This is a genomic window from Natrinema pellirubrum DSM 15624, from assembly GCF_000230735.2.
Taxonomy (GTDB): Archaea; Halobacteriota; Halobacteria; order Halobacteriales; family Natrialbaceae; genus Natrinema; species Natrinema pellirubrum.
This window is the reverse complement of the sequence record NC_019963.1, coordinates 77,414-96,863: the sequence shown is the minus strand read 5'-3', so window position 1 is coordinate 96,863 and position 19,450 is coordinate 77,414. Positions and strand designations below refer to the sequence as shown.

The window sequence follows — 19,450 nt, the reverse complement described above, 5'->3', positions numbered from 1 at the left end:
AGATTTAACCGACATCACTGACTGTCTCTGAGCGTGCCATTTCCCCGCGCCAAATCGCCAGGCCAACTCTACGAAGAGGTTCAATCGTACGACCGGGTGATCACTCCGGATGGGCCGCTTGCAAGTGCTCTCAACCGCCACCTCGATCGTTCGCATCTCGGTCCGTTCGCGATCCCACCACGCCGACTTGCAGTTGGTCGACGCCAAGAGTCCGAGGACCGTCTCGCTTTCCTCGGTATGCTTGATCACGAGGACCTCTCCTGGAAGCGCTGTGCATACGCGGTTGGGAATATCCTCCAGTGTTGGGAACACCGAGGGTCACACGACGCTATCTTCGAGTACGACGGCTACGTCGACGATGCCACCGAACGAGCTGTGGAGCGAATCGCGGAACTCGAGACCGCCTCGATGAAGCTCACAAACGAGACCATCGATCCGAATCTCGACGTGGTCGTCGTCGAGCCGGCGATGCTCACCCAGCTCGAACGAGCGTATCTGCCTGCCGAGTACGACACGGTCGACCTCTTCGCTGATACCGAGTTCGAGCTTCCGCCGTTCCGTATACACGATTCGCCGACTGCGATCGTCGAAACCGTCGTCGATTCCGTCGATGACGAGAACGCTGATAACGTCGGGATTGTTCTCGACCAGGAAAGCGAGTATTCACCGCTTATCGAGTCCGCGCTCGAAGCGGCCGATATCCCGTTTTTCGGCGGGCCGGGATTCACAGATCGCAGCGAACACCGGTTGTTCCTCCACCTCCTCCGGACCGCCCACCGGGGGACTGATACCCGAATAAGCGAGATCCGGTCGCTGTTGACGGTCTTCGATTGTGACGTCGTCGACGCTGACACAAACAAGCGACTGCACGAGCTTGACGATGGAGATCTCAAGTGGCTGATCGACTTCTGCCACGATGTCCAAGAGTACACGTTCTCGGATGCTCTTTCAGTGTTTGAACGCCACGCCGGCGACACGATGGATGCCTTCCGGGAGGAACTGGAGACACTCACCATCGCGGACGAATCCATCACGGAAGCGCGCCTCGACGATTTGTCGTTCTATCTCCAGACCTACGAGGTGCCGGTCGATCGAGAGAACGAGGGTGTCTTGCTCGCCGATGCGAAATCAGCGTCGTACGTGGGTCGTGAGGTTGTCTTCTACCTAGGGCTTGACGACCGCTGGACCCACTCGGCCCCACGTCGTCCGTGGGTCGACCAGGACGCCCAGTTTACACGGAATCTTAAGAGCTTCCAGCTGCTGTTGCAGAGCGGCAGCCAGCAACACTATCTCGTCCAAGATGCGACCGGCGGATCACCCGTTACGCCGTGCCTGTACTTCGAAGAGCTCCTCGAACCGGAGTACGACCGCTTCTCCGATCTACCTTCGACAAGTCATCAGATCGAAACCGCAGCACGAGCTGGTGACGGATTCGAGAACGAACCTGTCGGTGTGACTTCCGACCCGGTCGAGACGATCAGCAAGTCGAGTCTCAACACCTACGTGAACTCACCGCGAGACTACTACTTCAGCCGGATAGTCGACGGTCCGGAGAAGGCGTATCTCACCGAGGGCAACCTGCTCCACGACTTCGCGGAGTTCTACGTCAACCATCCGGACGAGATTGACGAAGAGACACTCTCGGAGGTCGTCGAACTTATGCTCGAGGACGTCCGTCCGCTGGTTCGCTCCGTCGACGAACGGACCCGGCGCACTGAATATCGTGCGAGCCTCGAAACGATCGTCTCATATCTTGACGCGAACCAGCCGACCGAGGGCGCGTTTCTGACGCCGTCCAGTGGGGGTGATAATGCCGTCGCTGCTCACTTCGGTCGGGATGTCGACTCTCCCGTGACTGAACGTCGGTTTACTGACGAAGAACTGGGCATCAATGGAATGATCGACCTCGTTCAGTCGCAGCAAGAACTGCTCGACTACAAGAGTGGCAGCGAGAGCAGCGCCACCTCAATCGTCAAACACGCTGCGATTGACGAGCCGACAGACGAGCCTGACTTTCAGGCAGCACTTTATCTCACCTATTGGCGATTACAACGTCCGGGTGACCAACTCTCGTTCACCTTCTTCTACGTCACCGAACTCGTCGACGACGTGATCGCCGGCGACGCCGACATCGACGACGCGTTGACGACTGTAACATACTACCCTGAATCGCTCACCGAGCACGTGCAACGTGAGGAATTCTTCGAGTATCTCCGTGAGGAGGGGGCACAGAAATGCCAGAAGATCCTCTCGAAGATCGACTATCAGACATACGCCGCGCTCTTCGATGCTGCGCCGCTTGTCGAGACGACTGACAGCGACGAACTCATCGACTCCGAGTTCGGAGAGACGATGATTGACCGGCTCGAAGCCGAGATTGGCGAGTACAAGTACGTGACAACAGGGAGCAAGCAGGTGATGCGAGCAATCGTCGACCGACAGAAGGGTGCATTCTTCAAGAATGATCTCGATGCGTTCGAATCGTTTGTCGACGAGCGACTGGCGGAACTCAACCGACGCCGCACTGGCGACGAGGCGTTCCCAATCGAGGGGCTCGCCGGTGAGCCGAACTACCGACGGGTGGACAATCGTGACCTTCTCTTAGAGGGTGAACAATGAGCGGCGTCAACCCGAACCGGGAGCAACGCGAACTCATCGAGGCGACTGATGGCCTCTATCTCGTCGACGCGGGTGCTGGCACCGGGAAGACGTTCACCGTTACCCGGCGATACGCAAACATTGTCGCCCAAGATGGCGTCGAACCCGAAGACGTGCTGTTGGTGACCTTTACGAACAACGCGGCCGAGGAGATGCGAGAGCGGATTGTCCGTCACAGCGAGTACGGGATGCGGGAACTCGCGAACGCGCCGATCCAAACGTTCCACTCGCTGTCACACGACCTGCTCGACGAATACGGACACGACGCACCGATGTCCCTCGGGATTGATGAGACGATCACTGGCTCGACACGGATTATCGAAGACGAAATCATTGAACAGGCACTGTTTCGTGAGTTCATCGGACAGTTCATCGATAATCACCCAGAGTATGACGAGTTCTTCACGGCATTGTCGGAGACGTCGGAGCTACTCGATCTGATCAAGGAACTTTCCGCAAAGGGTGTGTTCCCCACTGCGGATGGCTGGTACCGGAACAGCGAGTCACACCTCGATGGGGACTTTGAGGCGTTCGAGACGCTGTTCACCGACCGGAATGAACCACGGAACGGCGGAAGCAAGCAATCGAAGCTTCGAAAGAAGCTCTATCAGTATGGTGAAGATAAGACGTATCTCCCGAAGGCGCCCGCAAAGTGGGACATCCGCGGCGATGGCAAGCAAGTCCCGGCGGACCTCGCTAAACGTGTCTTCGAGGAGGACCGAACGGCTCTCAAGCGGTTCGTCCACGACGTATATCACGCCTATCTTGAGTTTGCGCTTCGGCGGAACTACCTGAACTTCGGGTTCCTTCAGCTGTTCGCGTTCGTGCTTCTATGTGAGGATCACGACCTCCGAGAGCAGCTGGGGTACGAGTACGTGATGGTCGACGAGTTCCAAGACTCCAGTGAGATCCAGTTCAAACTCACGCTGCTGCTCGCCGGCACGAACAACATCTGTGTGGTCGGCGACTGGAAACAGAGCATCTACAGCTTCCAGTACGCGGACGTCGACAACATCCGCGAGTTCGACGATCGCCTCGAACGATTTGCCGCGGAGCTGAATCGGGACGTCAATCGAGTCACGTTCCCGACGACGCCGATTGACGATAAGCAGCTGACGCGGAATTACCGGTCGACGCAGTCCATCTTGGACTTCTCTACCCACGCCCTGACTGCCCGTGCGATAAAGAACGAATCTCTGGATGCGGAGGCTATCTCCGAGCAGGTAACACCACTGACTGCCGATACAGATCGAGATGATAGCTACATCGAGGCGCTCACGAGTGAGGACGAACACGAGGCCATTCTCACGAAGATCGACGCAATCGTCGACAACGACGACTACGCCGTCGAAGGCGAAGACGGCACGTATCGCGCTCCGGAGTACGGCGACATCGCTGTGTTGACGCGAACCCGCGATTTCGGTCGGGATCTGCTCGATACGGCGAGTAAGTTCGGTCTGCCGATGGCCTACGAGGGTGGGATCGAGGTCTTCCGGACCGACGCCGCGAAGCTGGTGTTAGCGTGGTTGCGTATCCTCGAACGTGACGCTGAACGCGGGTGGGCACTCGTCCTCGAAGAGGCTGGCTACACGATTGACGAGACGAAGACGATCATCGAGCGTGAGGCATATCCCGAAGCTATGGTCGCATTCCGAGAGGATCTACGGGATTTGGAGACGTTCGGCGGCGTCGCCCGACGCGTGTTCGAACAGTACGGCCGTTCCGGCCCGACCGCAGACGTCGTTCTCGACACTATTCAGTCGGTTCACGGGACGACGACGTTCACCCGTGGGGAGCTGATCCGATTCATCGAGGAGGCGATTGCTGATGGGAGTACACACGACGTCGACGCCGGGGCTGGGACGAACGCGGTGACTGTCCAAACGATCCACGCGACGAAAGGGCTCGAATACCCGATCGTCATCCTCGCAAATATGAACGCTAACAAATTCCCGTCCTCCGGTGGCAGCGGAAGCGATATCGCCTACACCGACCCGATTGGCCTCCGTCAGCGGAAGGTGTACTCAGAGGACGCACACGGCGTCCCACACGTCTACGACAATTGGAAGACTGACGTTCTTAATCGCTGCCTCCCCCAGAACTACGACGAGGAACGTCGGCTTCTCTATGTGGCTGTCACGCGCGCTGAGAGCCACCTCGTCTTGACTGGCGGTACTGACCCAAATTCGTTCCTCGATGCACTCCCCGTTGATGTCGAAGATATCGACCCCGATCTATCTGCGTTCGACCCAGAACCCGGCGAGTATTCGACCTACACGGTCGATATTCCGGATCCTGATGGACCGGCAAGCTACTCACCACACACTTTCATCGATGACGCAGTCTTCGAAGGGAATACCGGCGGCCGGGGAATGGAGTTCGGGTCAGACGTCCACGAGTTTGCGGAACGGTATGTTCTCGGTGACGCAGTCGAAACCGGCGATAATCCTGACAAGGAGCACGTCAAGGAGTTAATTGACTCACTCGATGGTGAGACGAGAGCCGAGATCGATGCGTTCCTTCCGCTTACCGTCGACGGCGAGAAGGTAACGATCGGAGGCATCATCGACTTGCTCCACGTGACATCTGACCGTGTTGAGATCGTTGACTACAAAACCGATCTCACAACGTATGCAGAAGATGAATACCAGAAACAGCTCAGTATCTACTACCATGTCGTCGCCGACCAATATCCAGAGCGATCGGTCACTGCGTCTATTTTCTACACCGATGATGGCACTCGTCACAATATTACCCCTCTCGATAAGGCGGATCTTCGAGAGCTAGTGCTAACACATAGTGTTTAAATTACTTGTCTCGTGGATACTGAGCACTAGAAACTCAATGGTCGAAATTCCCAGCTCCCTTAGCTCTCTGTTCAGTGCTCCAATTAAAGAGCAGGATGGGACGTACATAGTGGAGGTCCCTTCGAATGAAATCAACTATGAAGCGTTATCAGATGACGAAACGTATCGCGTAGCTATTCTGGAATCTTCTGTCTCGACGGAGTCGTCAGTACAACAGGGTTCACAGAGAGCACCTTCTCGTGAGACTGCGAGCTATTCTTCCTCAGGACCTCCCGTGGAGGAAGGCGAAGTACGTGATGTGACCATCGAGACAGTCGGCGATCAGGGCGATGGTATCGCAAAAGTCGAACGTGGCTACGTCGTGATCGTTCCCGGCGCTCAACCCGGCGACGAGCCAACAGTCGAAATCGAACAAGTTCAGGAGAACGTCGCGTTTGCGAGCATCGTCGATAGCGATCCACGAGCCTTCTAACTGCTGTTCTTTCTGTGGATCAATCTGCTTCTCGGTAAACCATCGGTGTGAGAAGGCTCCGTTCGTCTTTGTCTGATGGAGGTGGTTCTGAAAGTCACGTCACGTTTTCTCCACCCGTTCGCGATGGCACAACCTTCCAACCCCGATATTCAATCTATGACAAAGGAACCGATTGAGGTGCTTGACGACCTGGCTGACCAGGTCGCCGATGAGTTCGAGGCGTATAGACAGCCGGACGAATTCAAGGATGTCTCGCTCGTGATTGAGAACAGCGACAAGGAGCGTCCGACGCTAATCGTCCACGTCGATAGGGAGGATGCGGAGTCCTTAGCCGACCGTATTGATGAGTTCCTCCGCGAGCACGGTGCTCGTACTGAACGGGAACGACACTCAGCTACGGATGTCCGTGTGTTAGCGACGATCGACTGACAACCCCCCTCCAATTTTTTGACTGACTGCAAGCACCGCTGAAGGGCCTTATCTTCACTTCTGGCCAAGGGAGTCCCGACCGATTCAGCTCAGCTGGTCAATCTGTGCAGACAGATACTCGTGGAGAGCGGTGACCGTTTCTTCTGAGACAGCTGAGGCCCCGAAGTCACTCCGAAATCCGTGCTTGAGTTCGTCGCTCTCCAAGATATCCAGTCCACGCTCAAGTTGCTCCCGTAGGGCATTGTCGTCCCCTCGCCGCAGATGGGGCGTGACAGCGTTGAGGTCGATTTCTTCAGCCACTGCCAGGACGTCTCGGAGGTCCGCTTCTCGGCCACTGTGGAGCTTTGCCGCCACGAGGACGGCCCCATCGATGACTCTGGCCGTCGTCGTCACTGTGCCCCCGCTCACCTCCTGTTGGTGGCTGTGGTCGTACAGGTAGTCGAACGACCACTGTGCCTCCGTCTGGCGACACCCGAGTCCGTTTACGAGGAGATCGAAGCCGATCGGCTGCTGCGGCGTGAGCCGCTTCTCGTACTCGATTACTTCGGTGTCGTAGAACCATTTCTTGGCGTGACTGTCCGTTTCCTCGAACCCCTGCTGTTCGAGGAACTCGACGAAGTCAGCCTTGGAGTCCGGCGCGACGACGATATCGAGGTCCGTGGAGAAGCGAGCATTGAACGCTGAGACAGCGTAGCCGCCGACAAGAACGTACTCGTGGCCCTGTTGGGTGAGCTCCTCGAGCAGTTCGATGAGCGCGTCACTTCGGTTGTTGAAGCTCATGGCTGTGCCCGTTCGGTCTCTCGATACGTGACGCCGAGGTCGAGGTCCTCGTACATCCGGTCGAGCATCGCGAGCGCCGACTGGAACTGGGCGTAGTTCTCGCGCATGTACTCGATTGTCTCTGCTCTCGGGATCACTGGGTACCCTTCGACGTGCTCGATATCGAGTGACGCGTGTGGCTCGAGGACGATCTGCAGCGGTCCGTCCAACTCGTCTCGGGGCTGTCGTTCGAATGCGGTCGGGAGGTCGAACCACTCGAAAAATGTCTCCCAGGCGTCGACGTCCTGCTCACGAACAGCAAGGAACAGTGGATAGTCGTCGGGCTCGCGACCGACCTGGTAGCCGCCATGAGTCCACACGTAGACGGCGTCGATCCGCGTGAACGCGAACGGCCAGTCACTGAACTGTGGGATGACGTACGTTTCCTCGATGGAGGGTGGACTGACGCCGGCGCTGGCAGCGACGAGCTCGAGCGCTGCGTCGTGTACGCGCTCGTCGACTACAGTGAGGCCGTCGTCATAGGAAACGTAGCCTGCGTCTTCCAGCCGATTGACGGCCTGTCTCACTGTCTCGTAGGGCGTGTGGAGGTGTTGGGCGACACGGCGGATGGAGTCACCACTCTCGATGGCGAGGATAGTCTGTGCCGCCGTGTCGTCGAGCACCTCATACATCTGGTGGTTACCAATAATCCGGTAACAGTTAAAAGTCTTACTAGAGGCCGGGGTAGAACGGCTCTGTCGGGGAACGTCCAGAATTTGCGGGGCTCTCAGCCAGCTGTTAGTACGCGAGAGAAGCGTCTAGGCTGGCGTTTAGAACTCGCTGTCTTTGGCCTTCAGTGAGAGAACCATGACAAACGACCTCGAACCCCTCGCACCAGCGCAGGCGATGCAGATGTACCTCAACGAGCGACGTCACGAACTCGCGGACGCGACAATCCAGTCACATCGGTATCGTCTCAAGCAGTTCGTCCAGTGGTGTGAACAGGACGGTATCGACAACCTCAACGAATTTAGCGGGCGGGACATCCACCGCTTCCGTGTCAAACGTAGAAACGAAGACGAGCTCGTAACTGCCAGCATGAAGGGGCAGCTAGCAACCCTGAGAATGTTCCTCCGCTTCTGTGCGACGATCGATGCAGTAGAGCCAGGGCTCGACGAGAAAATCATCCTTCCGACCACGACCGAAGACGATGCTCGAACCGAACTACTGAATCCTGAACGAGCCCAGCAGATATTGAAATTCCTTAATCAATATCGCTACGCGAGGCTGGAACATGCGTTGATGGAAGTCCTTTGGCACACTGGGCTACGCATCGGAGCAGCAATTGGACTTGATATTGATGACTACAACAGCGACGAGCAGTACCTCATGCTTGTCCACCGGCCCGAAGAAGGTTCCTCGCTCAAGAACGGGCGAAAGAGCGAACGACTTGTCGCACTAAGCGATTCAATTTGTGAGGTCTTGGATGACTGGCTCTCAGTCAACCATCCCGGAGTCCGTGATCAGCACGGCCGTGAGCCGTTGTTTGCGACGAAAATAGATCGCTTGAGTCGAACTCGTGGTCGAACTATCGTCTACCAGTACACCCGCCCGTGTGTCTACAGCGATAGCTGTCCTCACAACAGGGATCTTGATGGTTGTGATGCGTTACCCACTGAGCGCTCGCACGCGTGTCCTTCCTCATTGAGTCCTCATCCAGTCCGACGGGGCGCGATCACGCATTTTCTCAAATCGGACGTCCCTGAGAACGTCGTGAGCGATCGGATGGATTGCAGCGAGGCGGTTCTTGACCGCCACTATGACCAGCGATCAGAACGCGAAAAACTTCGGCAGCGACGACGCTACCTTCCCGGTAATTGAGTCCCTGAACCGAATCGGGTCAATGACTATCCTACGATTTTACCAATTTGCGACCCTGCTGATCGGTGTGGCTCTATTTGTAGTTGGGATGCTTGGTCTTACGAACAGACTCTCGGTACAAACGGTGTTGATGCTGCTGATCCTCACTACCGTGTCACTGGTGGCGTTTTATTTAGGTCAAATTTCAACGTCCTAATTCCGAAAGTGACCAGAGCTATCTGTTACATGCAAATGCTCACTATTCGCTTTTAATTTCGACGAACGATCCGCATCCACATCGGCAATACGGAAGGTTCCCCATGCGTCTTATTTCTCCGTCAGAGAAACGTATGGCCGGATAGACGGCCTCACAGTTAGAGCAGATAGCGACTACCTCTTCACCAGTCCAGTCATCATTCATTCGAGTTATAGGACCATCAACATTCATATAAATATCATTAGCGGCTATTCAGAGTTCGTGAACTGAGAACTGTGGAGTCTAAACTTAGTGAAGCTATTTAGGAACACCAACATCATCAGTGGTCCCAACATCCTCAGGCTGGTGTCCAAGGAGGTATTCTTCACCAAATTTTGTGAGTCGATATTTTCCTCGTTCTATCCTCTCCACGAGCCTGTGTTTCTCTAATTTGATCAAACGACGGTTCACCTCTTTTTTGCTGTACCCAGTGTTAAATGCGATAATTGATGGAGATAAAATCAGATCCGTATCGTAAAACATACCAAGAATCTCGTCGTCCATTGGTGTCATCCACCCGGCCGAATGTCTAAGTTTAACCGGATCACTTAGCAAGACTTGTGACCATTCTACAGTGCGGAGATCATTTCTCACAGGATCATAGAGTCCAAAAACAACTAGTAGGGCCGCCACTCCGTGAACGACGTGGACCAGCGATGGTGCGATCAACTCGGTTATCGGCCCTCCGGTCGTTACTAGGGCTAACCCGCCAACGGTGATCATCACGAATCGTCGATATTCAGCCACTGATGACTCTGAATATAGGAAATAACAAATTTCCATGGTGACGACAAGTCCAATCACTAGATTGTACCAAACGAAGGTATCTAATCCACCCATTCACCATCACCGGTTATTTGACCCTGCCGAAGTTGGCGATGACGAATCACCATTAACCCGATGAATATCGCAATTATCGTATTGATGGCGCTTCTGAATACGTGGAGGACGAAAGGCTCCGTTTCAGTGGCGAGGAGGATCACGTGATACGCCGCCATTGCAACCATCCCCAGGGTGAGAAGGGCAATTGCCGTTCCGAACGGTGAGTTGCGAAATATTCGCCAGGAAAGGAGTGCGAACACGCCAGCTACAGTACTAATTATGATTACGAGGGGAATGCTGGCGTAATGGATAACAGGGTGGACCATAGTGTAGCCATCGTCATCACTGCCTGTCAAACCGCACCATGAAATCGCGCCGGTAAAAACGTGTTGCCAGTGAGGCGATCTAATACTGTATTACAGAACTTACGAGATCAACGTTGAGATCTGGTTATGAGAAAATATGTGTGAGCGTGCCAGCACTAGTGGTTTGCGCTGGTACGGGAGTCACTTCTTGCTCAGACCGCGCGTAGCGGCAGTAATCCAGCATAACCCGAACCTCACTGATTACGACGACCCTACCGCTCTCGCTGGATTGTGCACCTCACCATTTCGTCCACTGAGTGTGGGGTATGGATAACAAAACGGATTCACCTCAAGCAGGCAAATGCGATGGCACTAACCGAAATCGACCACGTGAGCGAGAACGATGAGATGCAGCGATGTATCGACGCGTGCTTCGAGTGCGCTCAGGCATGCGAGTGGTGCGCTGACGAGTGCGCCGATGATGGGGAGGAGATGGCCGAGTGCCTCCGGCTTTGTCGGGACGTCGCTGACCTGACGACTATGCACGCGCGCTTCATGGCCCGCAATTCCGGATTCAGTTCGGATATTGCTGCGATCACTGCTGACGCTTGTGAGGAGTGCGCTGACGAATGTGAGCGCCACGATGCTGAGCACTGTCAGGTCTGTGCAGACGTCCTCCGCGAGTGCGCAGAAACCTGTCGGAACATGGCATCGGCCTAGGGTTCCGAGCGCGGCAATTTGTGGTTTCAAGATTGAACAGCTCTCGATCGACCTCACACAAATACTAGACGATGGGGCCAATAGCGAAGTATACTACCGGCAGCAACGTTGTACTCGGATGCTGGCTGATCGTGGGTTCGTTTATCTTCGAAATGCCAACGGTCAGCCGTTGGAACGCTGTACTCGTCGGTCTCATGGTCGTTCTCGCTGCCGGCTACAACTACGACAGGGCGGATAGACGACGGCCCTTGAGTGCGACCGGAGCTGTACTCGTCACAGTCCTTGGTCTCTGGCTCATCGTCGAACCGTTCGTGCTCAGACTTGAGGGACTGCCGTTGTGGCACGATGTCATTTTGGGTACGATCATAGCGGGCTTCGGGAGCTACAATGCATACGTCGCGGCAATCATCGGACAGACCCCATCTTTCCAGATGGCTACCGAATAGAGCGTTCGACTCACCGATAACCACCGGATCAACAGCGGGCAATCAATCCGTACGCGAAACAACCCCGAGATCAGCTAAAGATGACGTATAAAAGGCTCGGAGAATACGCCGCGATCGGCGATGGAAACACGGTCGTTTTAGTCGGCCGTGACGGCTCGATCGACTGGTGCCCGTTACCTCACGTAGAGTCGCCAAGCGTTTTCGCCGCGCTACTCGATTCCGATCGAGGCGGCTACTTTGCCGTCCGCCCAACACAATCATTTGAGTCCGTTCAGCGGTACTATGACCGGACCAATGTTCTAGAGACGACGTTCTCCACCGCAGGTCGGAGTGCGACGGTGACGGACTTCATGCCAGTCTCCGGAGCAAGCAGTTTCGACGATCCATCGTCTGCCATTTATCGAAAATTGTGCTGTGACGATGGACCGATCGAGCTATCTATCGAGTTCGAGCCGCGTTTCGACTACGCACGGGACGTACCTGAAATTGAATCAACTGCTGACGGAATCGTCGCAAGCGGCGATAACGACCGGGTTGTCCTCTCAAGCGACTTGCCACTCAGCCGAACTGCCGACGGTCACGGAGCGAACGCGAGAGTAACGCTCAGCCCGGGCGAGACACGCTGGCTTGTTTTGAGCTACGGCAAGAAGATTCCACCCGAGCCATCCCGCCACCAGACCACCCTCAAGAACGTCGTCACGTACTGGCAGGAATGGACTCACGATTGTGACGAGTCAAACTGTCCCGTAGCAGGTCCATGGCACGACCTCGTGGTTCGCTCGTCGCTCGTTCTCAAACTTCTCATCCACCGAGAGACGGGCGCGGTGTGTGCAGCCCCGACGACCTCGTTACCTGAAGAAGTGGGCGGAGTACGAAATTGGGATTACCGTTTTAACTGGATCCGTGACGCGGCCTTTACGGTCCGAGCGCTATCCGAACTCAACCATCTCACGGAGGCCCGCTCGTACTTCCAGTTATGTCTGGATCACTGCCGGGACCACGATCCCGCAGAGATCCAACCTCTCTACAGTCTCCACGGCGAAAACGACCTCGACGAGCAGGTACTCGGTCACCTTGAGGGATATCGAGGATCGGCACCCGTTCGCATCGGTAACGCAGCCCAGAACCAGCACCAGCTCGACGTCTACGGCGAGCTGATTCTCGCCATTTACGAGAGCGTCCGCTATGGCGAGCCGATAACGCCCGCCGACTGGGAGGTGATGCGAAAACTCGTCGATTACGTCTGCGAGGGGTGGGATGAGCCCGACGCTAGCATATGGGAGCCCCGTGATGACCCCCGACAGTACGTTTACTCGAAGGTGATGTGTTGGGTAGCGCTTGACCGCGGGATCAAACTCGCATATGCGGCCGACAGCGTTAACGCCCCCCTCGACCGCTGGCAGGCGTGCCGTGCGAACGTTCGGGAGGCAATCCTCGAACGGGGATACAGTGAGCGTACGGGCAGTTTCGTACAGTCATTTAACGATGACGAGACGCTCGACGCGGCGAATCTGCTCGTTCCGGTTGTCGGCTTCCTCTCGCCCGAGGATCCACGCGTCCAAGGAACAATTGACGAAACGATCGACCGATTGGCCACAGACGATGGATTAGTCCGGCGATACGAAAACGATGACGGGCTTCCAGGCGAAGCAAGCCCGTTCATCGTCTGTTCGTTCTGGCTCGTTACCGCACTCGCGCTATCGGGGCGGACTGACGAGGCGATAGACTACTTCGAGTCGATTCTCAAGTGCGCCAGCCCGCTTGGTCTGTTAGCCGAGGCAGTAGATCCGGAGACCGGCGAACAGCGCGGGAATTTCCCGCAAGCGTACAGCCACATCGGGCTCATCAACAGCGCGCTCTACCTCGGGAAGGCCACCGACTCGAACGGCGAGTCGCCAGATCCACTCGGGCCCAATGACTTGCTCAAAGATGGTGATCTGGGCGGGAAGATCGTCCGCGAATCGGACGAAAACGAGGGATCAGATATCCAATGACCAACGATAGAAACCACGACTCGGACGAAGAACTGAACACCGGGACGAATGACGAGGAAGCGCAGCACCCGGTAACGGACGGACGCGGAAACGACGGCAAGAGCGCTCAAGCCGGGAACAACGGTGACGACGGAGAAGAAAACGACGATAACGGGGCATCGATGCGACCAGGCGACATGATGCTCGCTCATCCAACGAAGGAGATCTGGCCGCAGTACGCCATCATTTCGCTCGGATTCTGGCTATTCGTGAGCCCGCCAACACTGGGCTACGAAAGCGCGCTGGTGACGTGGAACAGCTACGTAAGCGGACTTGTCCTTATTGCGCTCGCAGGCCTTACTATTTATCAGGATAATGGCTACGCCAACTACGCCAACGGATTCGTTGGCCTATGGTTGGTGTTCGCACCGATCGCTTTTTGGGCACCGACAGCCGCGGCATACGCTAATTATACGCTCGTCGGGATCATGGTCATCACGTTCTCGGTCCTGATCGTGATGCGGTCCGAGATGGAAGGGCCGACGGTCCCGCCGGGATGGTCGTACAACCCCTCGACGGGAGCCCAGCGTGCGCCGCTGATCGCGCTCGGAGTGTTCGGATTTTTCGCATCGTGGTACATGGCTGCCTACCAACTGGGCTACATCGGCAATGTCTGGGATCCGCTGTACGACCCTGGAACGGAGGGGGTCCTCACGTCCCAAGTGTCTGCGGCGTTTCCAGTCTCCGACGCGGGACTTGGGGCGGTTGCCTACTCGGTCGAGGCCCTGATGGGCTTTATGGGCGACCGACGCCGGTGGCGAACGATGCCGTGGATGGTCGCGTTCTTCGGCGTCGTCGTGATCCCACTCGGCTTCGTCCAGGTACTATTGGTCATCATGCAGCCGGTTATGGTCGGGACGTGGTGCACCCTTTGCCTCCTGTCAGCGTTTGGTATGCTATGGATGATTTCGCTGACGGTTGACGAGGTAGTTGCGATGAGCCAGTACGTCGTTCGACTGATGAGGCAGGGCGACAGCCTCTGGACCGCCTTTTGGATGGGTGGGACGATCTCAGAAGAAGAATCCGGCGTTGACGAGACGACGACAAGGCCGATTGGCGATTCACCGATCCGCGAGCCGTTCTGGGGAGTGTCAATCCCGTGGACGCTGCTCGGTGCGATGGTACTGGGCGTCTGGCTCATGCTCTCGCCTACCATCTTCGGTACGACGGGCCTCATGGCCGACAGTAGTCACATAGTCGGTTCGCTAATCGTCTCGTTCACTGTGATCGCAACGGGTGAACCCGCTCGTGCAGTTCGGTTCCTCAACGTTCCGTTGGCCGGGTGGATCATTGCCGTCCCGTGGTTACTTTCGGGCGTCCCGATGATCGCCGCTGTAAACGCCGTCGTCGCCGGCGTTCTCGTGATCCTGCTGAGTGTTCCCCGTGGCCCGATTGTGGACCGCTACGACGGCTGGGAACGCTATGCTACTGTCGAATCGATCAAACAATTGAATCCACTTGGAAGTTAACCCATGTCTGTCACCAAAGAATCCGAAGTCGTCGTTATCACGGGCGCATCGGCCGGTGTCGGTCGAGCAACTGCTCGCTTGTTCGCTGAACGCGGCGCAAAGATCGGTCTCCTTGCTCGGGGTGAAGACGGACTCGAAGGTGCGCGGGATGATGTCGAGCAGGCCGGCGGTGAAGCAATACCCGTCCCGACTGACGTCGCCGATCCCGACCAAGTCGAGGCGGCGGCAGAAGCGGTCGAGAACGAGTTTGGTCCGATCGACGTCTGGGTGAACAACGCGATGGTGTCCGTGTTCTCACCTGCGGCAGAGATGACCGCCGCTGACTATCAGCGCGTCACCGAAGTGACGTATCTGGGCTACGTTCACGGGACTCAGACTGCCCTCGATCGAATGCGGCCCCGTGACGACGGAACCATTGTCCAGGTCGGATCAGCGCTCGCCTATCGTGGCATTCCGCTCCAGTCGGCTTACTGTGGTGCGAAACACGCAATTCAAGGATTCACTGAATCTGTTCGGACGGAACTCCTCCACGAGGACTGCGATGTCCAACTGTCGATGGTGCAGATGCCCGCGATGAACACGCCACAGTTCGAGTGGACGAAGAGCCGATTGCCGCGCCAACCGCAGCCGGTGCCGCCGATCTATCAGCCGGAAGTCGCTGCTCGCGCGATCGTCTGGGCCGTCGATAACAGTCGAGACGAACTGTGGGTCGGCTGGCCGACGCTAAAGGCGATCCTCGGCAACCGGCTAATTCCGCGTCGGCTCGATCGCTACCTCGCGCGAAGCGGATACGATTCCCAGCAAACCGACGAACCAGTAGATCCCGATAGAAGACACAATCTTCACGAGCCGCTTGCGGGCGATTACGGTGCACACGGGCCGTTCGATGAGCGGGCACACGACCGAAGTATTCAGCTCTGGATATCGATGCATCGACGAACGCTCGCCTTGATCACTGGATTTATAACAGTGGTCATGGGCGTAATCCTCGGTCAATACCTTCTCTCCCCCGACAATGACGCCAAGACAGAAACAAATGATAGTAATACAACATACGGATCGCCGTAGCTACTGGATTTACTAAGAGACCAATGGACGATCACGATCACAATCACTCGACGAACGGTGAAAATACGTCTGAAGGTCACTCTGACCACAATCAACGACCCACCGAAACCAACGAGACTGGTGGTAGCGAGGGGGAATCAGAACCTCAAGTAGAACAGTCGATGCTTGAGGAAGAGGCCACGGACGCCGACGAGGCCGAGCAGGCGATTGAGAAGCAACACGGACATCAAATGGGTCATGACGAAGGCGGTCACGATCATGGAGACCACGGTGGAATGCACGAGGGCCACGAAGAGATGTTCCGCCGTCGGTTTTTCGTCTCGACGATACTCTCGATCCCGGTCCTCCTCTACAGCGAGATGCTCCAGGAGTGGCTGGGGTTTTCCGTACCGGCGTTTCCCGGAAGCGAGTGGATCAATCCGGTCTTCGCGGTAATCGTCTTCGCCTACGGTGGCGTCCCCTTCCTCCGGATGGCCGCTCCTGAACTACAGGACCGGTCACCTGGGATGATGACGCTCATCTCGATGGCAATCTCAGTCGCATTCGTCTACAGTTTGGCGAGTGTTGTCCTCCCGACCGAGTCAGCGTTCTTCTGGGAACTGGTAACTCTTATCGACATCATGCTGTTGGGCCATTGGATCGAAATGCGATCGGTTCGGCGAGCACAGAGTGCGCTCGACGAGCTGGCGCAGCTCATGCCCGACACCGCCGAACGAATCACCGAAGACGGTGAAACCGAAGAAGTCCCGGTGAGCGAACTTTCCGAAGGAGATCTTGTCCTCGTCCGTCCGGGTGCCAGCGTCCCCGCGGACGGTGTGGTTGAGGAGGGAGACTCGGACGTGAATGAATCGATGATCACCGGCGAGTCGATGCCGGTTTCAAAGGAGCCGGGCGACGAGGTGATCGGCGGGACCATCAACGGTGACGGGAGCCTTCGCGTCCGCATCGAAGCGACGGGTGAGGAGACGACCCTGGCGGGGATCATGCGTCTCGTCGAAGAAGCGCAAGGGAGCAAGTCGCAGACGCAAGTCCTCGCCGATCGAGCCGCCGGTTGGCTGTTCTACGTCGCCGTGGCCGCGGCGGCTGTGACTGCCATCGCGTGGACGATCGCCGTGTCGTTCGACGCGGCAGTCATCGAGCGAGTCGTCACCGTCCTCGTGATCGCGTGTCCACACGCGCTCGGACTCGCCATTCCGCTCGTGGTTGCGATCAACACCTCGCTGGCCGCCCGAAACGGGATGTTGGTGCGAGATCGTATCGCCATGGAAGAAGCGCGAAACTTGGATGCGATCATCTTCGACAAGACCGGGACGCTCACTGAGGGCGAACACGGCGTCGTCGGTACAGAAACCGCAGACAATATCGACGAACAAGAGGTGCTGGCTCTCGCAGCTGCGGTCGAGGGGGACTCGGAACACATGATCGCCCGCGCCATCCGCGAAGCGGCTGCTGAACGCAGTGTTAGCGTTCCTGAGGCGGAAGATTTCGAAGCGATGAAAGGTCGAGGAGTTCGCGCACAGGTTACGGGTGATGAGGTCTACGTCGGCGGTCCGAACCTCCTAACCTACCTTGATACCAATGTTCCGTCGGATCTGCAGCGGTTCGCCGATCAGGCCGGCGAAAACGGGCAGACTGTCGTGTACGTTGTTCGAAATGGAGAGCCGATCGCCGCCTTCGCCATGGCGGACGTGATCAGGGAAGAGAGCTACCGGGTCGTCGATGCGCTCCACGAGCTGGATATCGAAGTAGCGATGCTAACCGGAGACTCGCAGGACGTGGCCGATGCGGTGGCCGACGAACTGGGGATCGATACGGTGTTCGCGGAGGTACTGCCCGAAGACAAAGACGAGAAGGTCCAGGAGCTACAGAATCAGGGAAAACTCGTGGCGATGGTCGGCGACGGTGTCAACGACGCGCCCGCGCTGACTCGGGCGGACGTCGGCATCGCTATTGGAAGCGGGACGGACGTCGCTGTTCAGTCTGCAGACGTCATCCTCGTGCAGAACAACCCGATGGACGTTGCCCGTCTCGTGAAGTTGAGCAAGGCGAGTTACCGGAAGATGCAAGAAAATATCGTCTGGGCTGCCGGGTACAACGTCTTCGCCATTCCGCTCGCGGCTGGTGTTCTTGCGCCGATCGGGATCTTACTCTCGCCAGCAGTCGGTGCGCTCCTGATGTCACTCAGTACTGTTATCGTCGCAATCAACGCACAACTACTCCGCCGCGTCGATCTCTCCATTCCGAGTTTGCCGGGTGTATCACAAGCTAAAGGTGCACAACCGGCAGATTAAAATGAATGTCTATCGACATCAAGTAAGCCGTCACACCACTCAGCAGGCGAAATGAACCGCGTCTATCTCGCTCTTGGTGTGATTCTTCTCATCGGGACCGTACTTGACCTTCTCTGGACAACGCTTTGGGTCGAAGGCGGCGCTGGTCCACTTACATCTCGGTTGATGGTGTGGACGTGGCGATCACTACGACGGATTGGTGCCCACAACTCACGGCTACTCAGTCTTTCAGGACCGCTGATCTTCGTGTTGACCCTCGCGGTATGGATTGTGCTGCTCTGGAGCGGGTGGACGCTTATTTTCGCCGGGGCCGAAAACATTCTCATCGATACGCTCAATCGTGGTCCCGTGTCGTGGACCGACCGGATCTATTTCGTCGGATACACGGTTTTCACGTTAGGTATCGGTGATTTTGCTCCACGGACAGGAATCTGGCAGTTGATCACGATACTCGCAACGGGAAGCGGATTGCTCTTCGTGACGCTGGGCGTCACGTATACGCTTTCAGTGCTCGATGCAGTCACCCAGAAGCGTGCGTTCGCCATCAATGTGAGCGGATTTGGAACGCAAAGTGAGGAGATTGTTCGGACTGCTTGGAACAGCGAGGAGTTTGAGGGACTTGACCTCCCGTTGAACACCTTCGTAACGCTGCTTTCGACCCTTACAGAGAATCACAATGCATACCCAGTTCTTCATTACTTTCACAGTGCTCAGGGAAAGCAATCTCCGGCCGTCGAAATCGCTGCACTCGACGAGGCCTTGACGCTCATCCGATTCGGCGTCCCGGAACCGCATCGACCGAACGAGATCGTTATTCGAAACGCTCGTAATAGTATCGAAAACTACCTCGAAACGCTTCACGAGGCCTTCGTCGAACCTGCTGACGATTCACCTCCCGCACCGGATCTAGGAACTCTCCGTGAAGCGGGTATTCCAACCGTGTTGGACGAAGAGTTCGAAGCTTCTCTTGAGGATCTGGATAAACGTCGGCGAATATTACTTGGATTCGTTAAATCCGACGTTCGACAGTGGCCTACACAGGGGATCGATTGATA

16 protein-coding genes are annotated in these 19,450 nt (G+C 56.6%); 12 read left to right on the top strand and 4 right to left on the bottom strand.

All coding sequences use genetic code 11. The features are described 5' to 3' along the window. Positions 1 to 33 precede the first annotated feature (33 nt). The 4 genes from NATPE_RS20205 to NATPE_RS20190 all read left to right on the top strand — a co-directional run bounded on the left by NATPE_RS20205 (position 34) and on the right by NATPE_RS20190 (position 6,366). Positions 34 to 2,619 carry a PD-(D/E)XK nuclease family protein gene (locus tag NATPE_RS20205; RefSeq protein WP_015299316.1) on the top strand — a complete coding sequence of 862 codons (2,586 nt, stop codon included), beginning with the start codon at positions 34 to 36 and terminating at the stop codon, positions 2,617 to 2,619. Continuing rightward, positions 2,616 to 5,465 carry a UvrD-helicase domain-containing protein gene (locus NATPE_RS20200; protein WP_006183517.1) on the top strand — a complete coding sequence of 950 codons (2,850 nt, stop codon included), beginning with the start codon at positions 2,616 to 2,618 and terminating at the stop codon, positions 5,463 to 5,465. Before NATPE_RS20205 ends, NATPE_RS20200 begins: the two co-directional genes overlap by 4 nt. A gap of 37 nt (positions 5,466 to 5,502) precedes the next feature. Next, complete coding sequence (locus tag NATPE_RS20195) at positions 5,503 to 5,937, top strand: TRAM domain-containing protein (protein WP_015299315.1); 435 nt, start codon at positions 5,503 to 5,505, stop codon at positions 5,935 to 5,937. 75 nt (positions 5,938 to 6,012) lie between these two features. After that, the gene (locus NATPE_RS20190; protein ID WP_006183515.1) at positions 6,013 to 6,366 is read left to right on the top strand and encodes a hypothetical protein; all 354 of its coding nucleotides are present in this window, start codon (positions 6,013 to 6,015) and stop codon (positions 6,364 to 6,366) included. Positions 6,367 to 6,450: 84 nt separating this feature from the next. Here NATPE_RS20190 and NATPE_RS20185 read toward each other — a convergent pair whose 3' ends face one another. Both NATPE_RS20185 and NATPE_RS20180 read right to left on the bottom strand, forming a co-directional pair. Beyond that, a complete protein-coding gene (locus NATPE_RS20185) occupies positions 6,451 to 7,146 on the bottom strand; it encodes a nucleotidyltransferase domain-containing protein (protein WP_006183514.1) in 696 nt (231 codons plus the stop codon). After that, entirely contained in the window at positions 7,143 to 7,817 is a 675-nt protein-coding gene (locus NATPE_RS20180) for a helix-turn-helix domain-containing protein (protein ID WP_006183513.1), read from the bottom strand. The genes NATPE_RS20185 and NATPE_RS20180 overlap by 4 nt, the downstream gene beginning before the upstream one ends. Positions 7,818 to 7,992: 175 nt before the next feature. On the opposite strand from NATPE_RS20180, the gene NATPE_RS20175 reads away from it, so the two are divergent. After that, positions 7,993 to 9,006, top strand: a complete 1,014-nt coding sequence (locus tag NATPE_RS20175) for a tyrosine-type recombinase/integrase (RefSeq protein ID WP_015299314.1) — start codon at positions 7,993 to 7,995, stop codon at positions 9,004 to 9,006. A gap of 493 nt (positions 9,007 to 9,499) precedes the next feature. Here the strand turns inward: NATPE_RS20175 and NATPE_RS21845 are convergent, their stop codons facing one another. Both NATPE_RS21845 and NATPE_RS20170 read right to left on the bottom strand, forming a co-directional pair. Next, positions 9,500 to 9,964 (bottom strand): ArsR family transcriptional regulator, encoded by a 465-nt coding sequence (locus NATPE_RS21845; protein WP_241432801.1) that lies wholly within the window; start codon positions 9,962 to 9,964, stop codon positions 9,500 to 9,502. A gap of 104 nt (positions 9,965 to 10,068) precedes the next feature. Next, on the bottom strand, positions 10,069 to 10,419 hold the full coding sequence (locus NATPE_RS20170; protein ID WP_241432800.1) for a hypothetical protein: 351 nt from the start codon (positions 10,417 to 10,419) through the stop codon (positions 10,069 to 10,071). A 315-nt stretch (positions 10,420 to 10,734) separates the two neighbouring features. On the opposite strand from NATPE_RS20170, the gene NATPE_RS23150 reads away from it, so the two are divergent. From NATPE_RS23150 to NATPE_RS20135, 7 genes are all read left to right on the top strand, one after another. Further along, on the top strand, positions 10,735 to 11,088 hold the full coding sequence (locus NATPE_RS23150; protein ID WP_006183509.1) for a four-helix bundle copper-binding protein: 354 nt from the start codon (positions 10,735 to 10,737) through the stop codon (positions 11,086 to 11,088). A 71-nt stretch (positions 11,089 to 11,159) separates the two neighbouring features. Further along, on the top strand, positions 11,160 to 11,534 hold the full coding sequence (locus NATPE_RS20160; protein WP_006183508.1) for an SPW repeat domain-containing protein: 375 nt from the start codon (positions 11,160 to 11,162) through the stop codon (positions 11,532 to 11,534). A gap of 80 nt (positions 11,535 to 11,614) precedes the next feature. Further along, on the top strand, positions 11,615 to 13,528 hold the full coding sequence (locus NATPE_RS20155) for a glycoside hydrolase family 15 protein (RefSeq protein ID WP_006183507.1): 1,914 nt from the start codon (positions 11,615 to 11,617) through the stop codon (positions 13,526 to 13,528). Continuing rightward, positions 13,525 to 15,036: a vitamin K epoxide reductase family protein gene (locus NATPE_RS20150; RefSeq protein WP_006183506.1), complete on the top strand. Its 1,512-nt coding sequence runs from the start codon at positions 13,525 to 13,527 to the stop codon at positions 15,034 to 15,036. Before NATPE_RS20155 ends, NATPE_RS20150 begins: the two co-directional genes overlap by 4 nt. Positions 15,037 to 15,039: 3 nt before the next feature. Further along, positions 15,040 to 16,104 (top strand): SDR family oxidoreductase, encoded by a 1,065-nt coding sequence (locus NATPE_RS20145; protein WP_006183505.1) that lies wholly within the window; start codon positions 15,040 to 15,042, stop codon positions 16,102 to 16,104. A 275-nt stretch (positions 16,105 to 16,379) separates the two neighbouring features. Next, positions 16,380 to 18,395: a heavy metal translocating P-type ATPase gene (locus NATPE_RS20140; RefSeq protein ID WP_006183504.1), complete on the top strand. Its 2,016-nt coding sequence runs from the start codon at positions 16,380 to 16,382 to the stop codon at positions 18,393 to 18,395. Between the two features lie 51 nt (positions 18,396 to 18,446). Further along, on the top strand, positions 18,447 to 19,448 hold the full coding sequence (locus NATPE_RS20135) for a potassium channel family protein (RefSeq protein ID WP_015299310.1): 1,002 nt from the start codon (positions 18,447 to 18,449) through the stop codon (positions 19,446 to 19,448). The last annotated feature ends 2 nt before the right edge of the window (positions 19,449 to 19,450 follow it).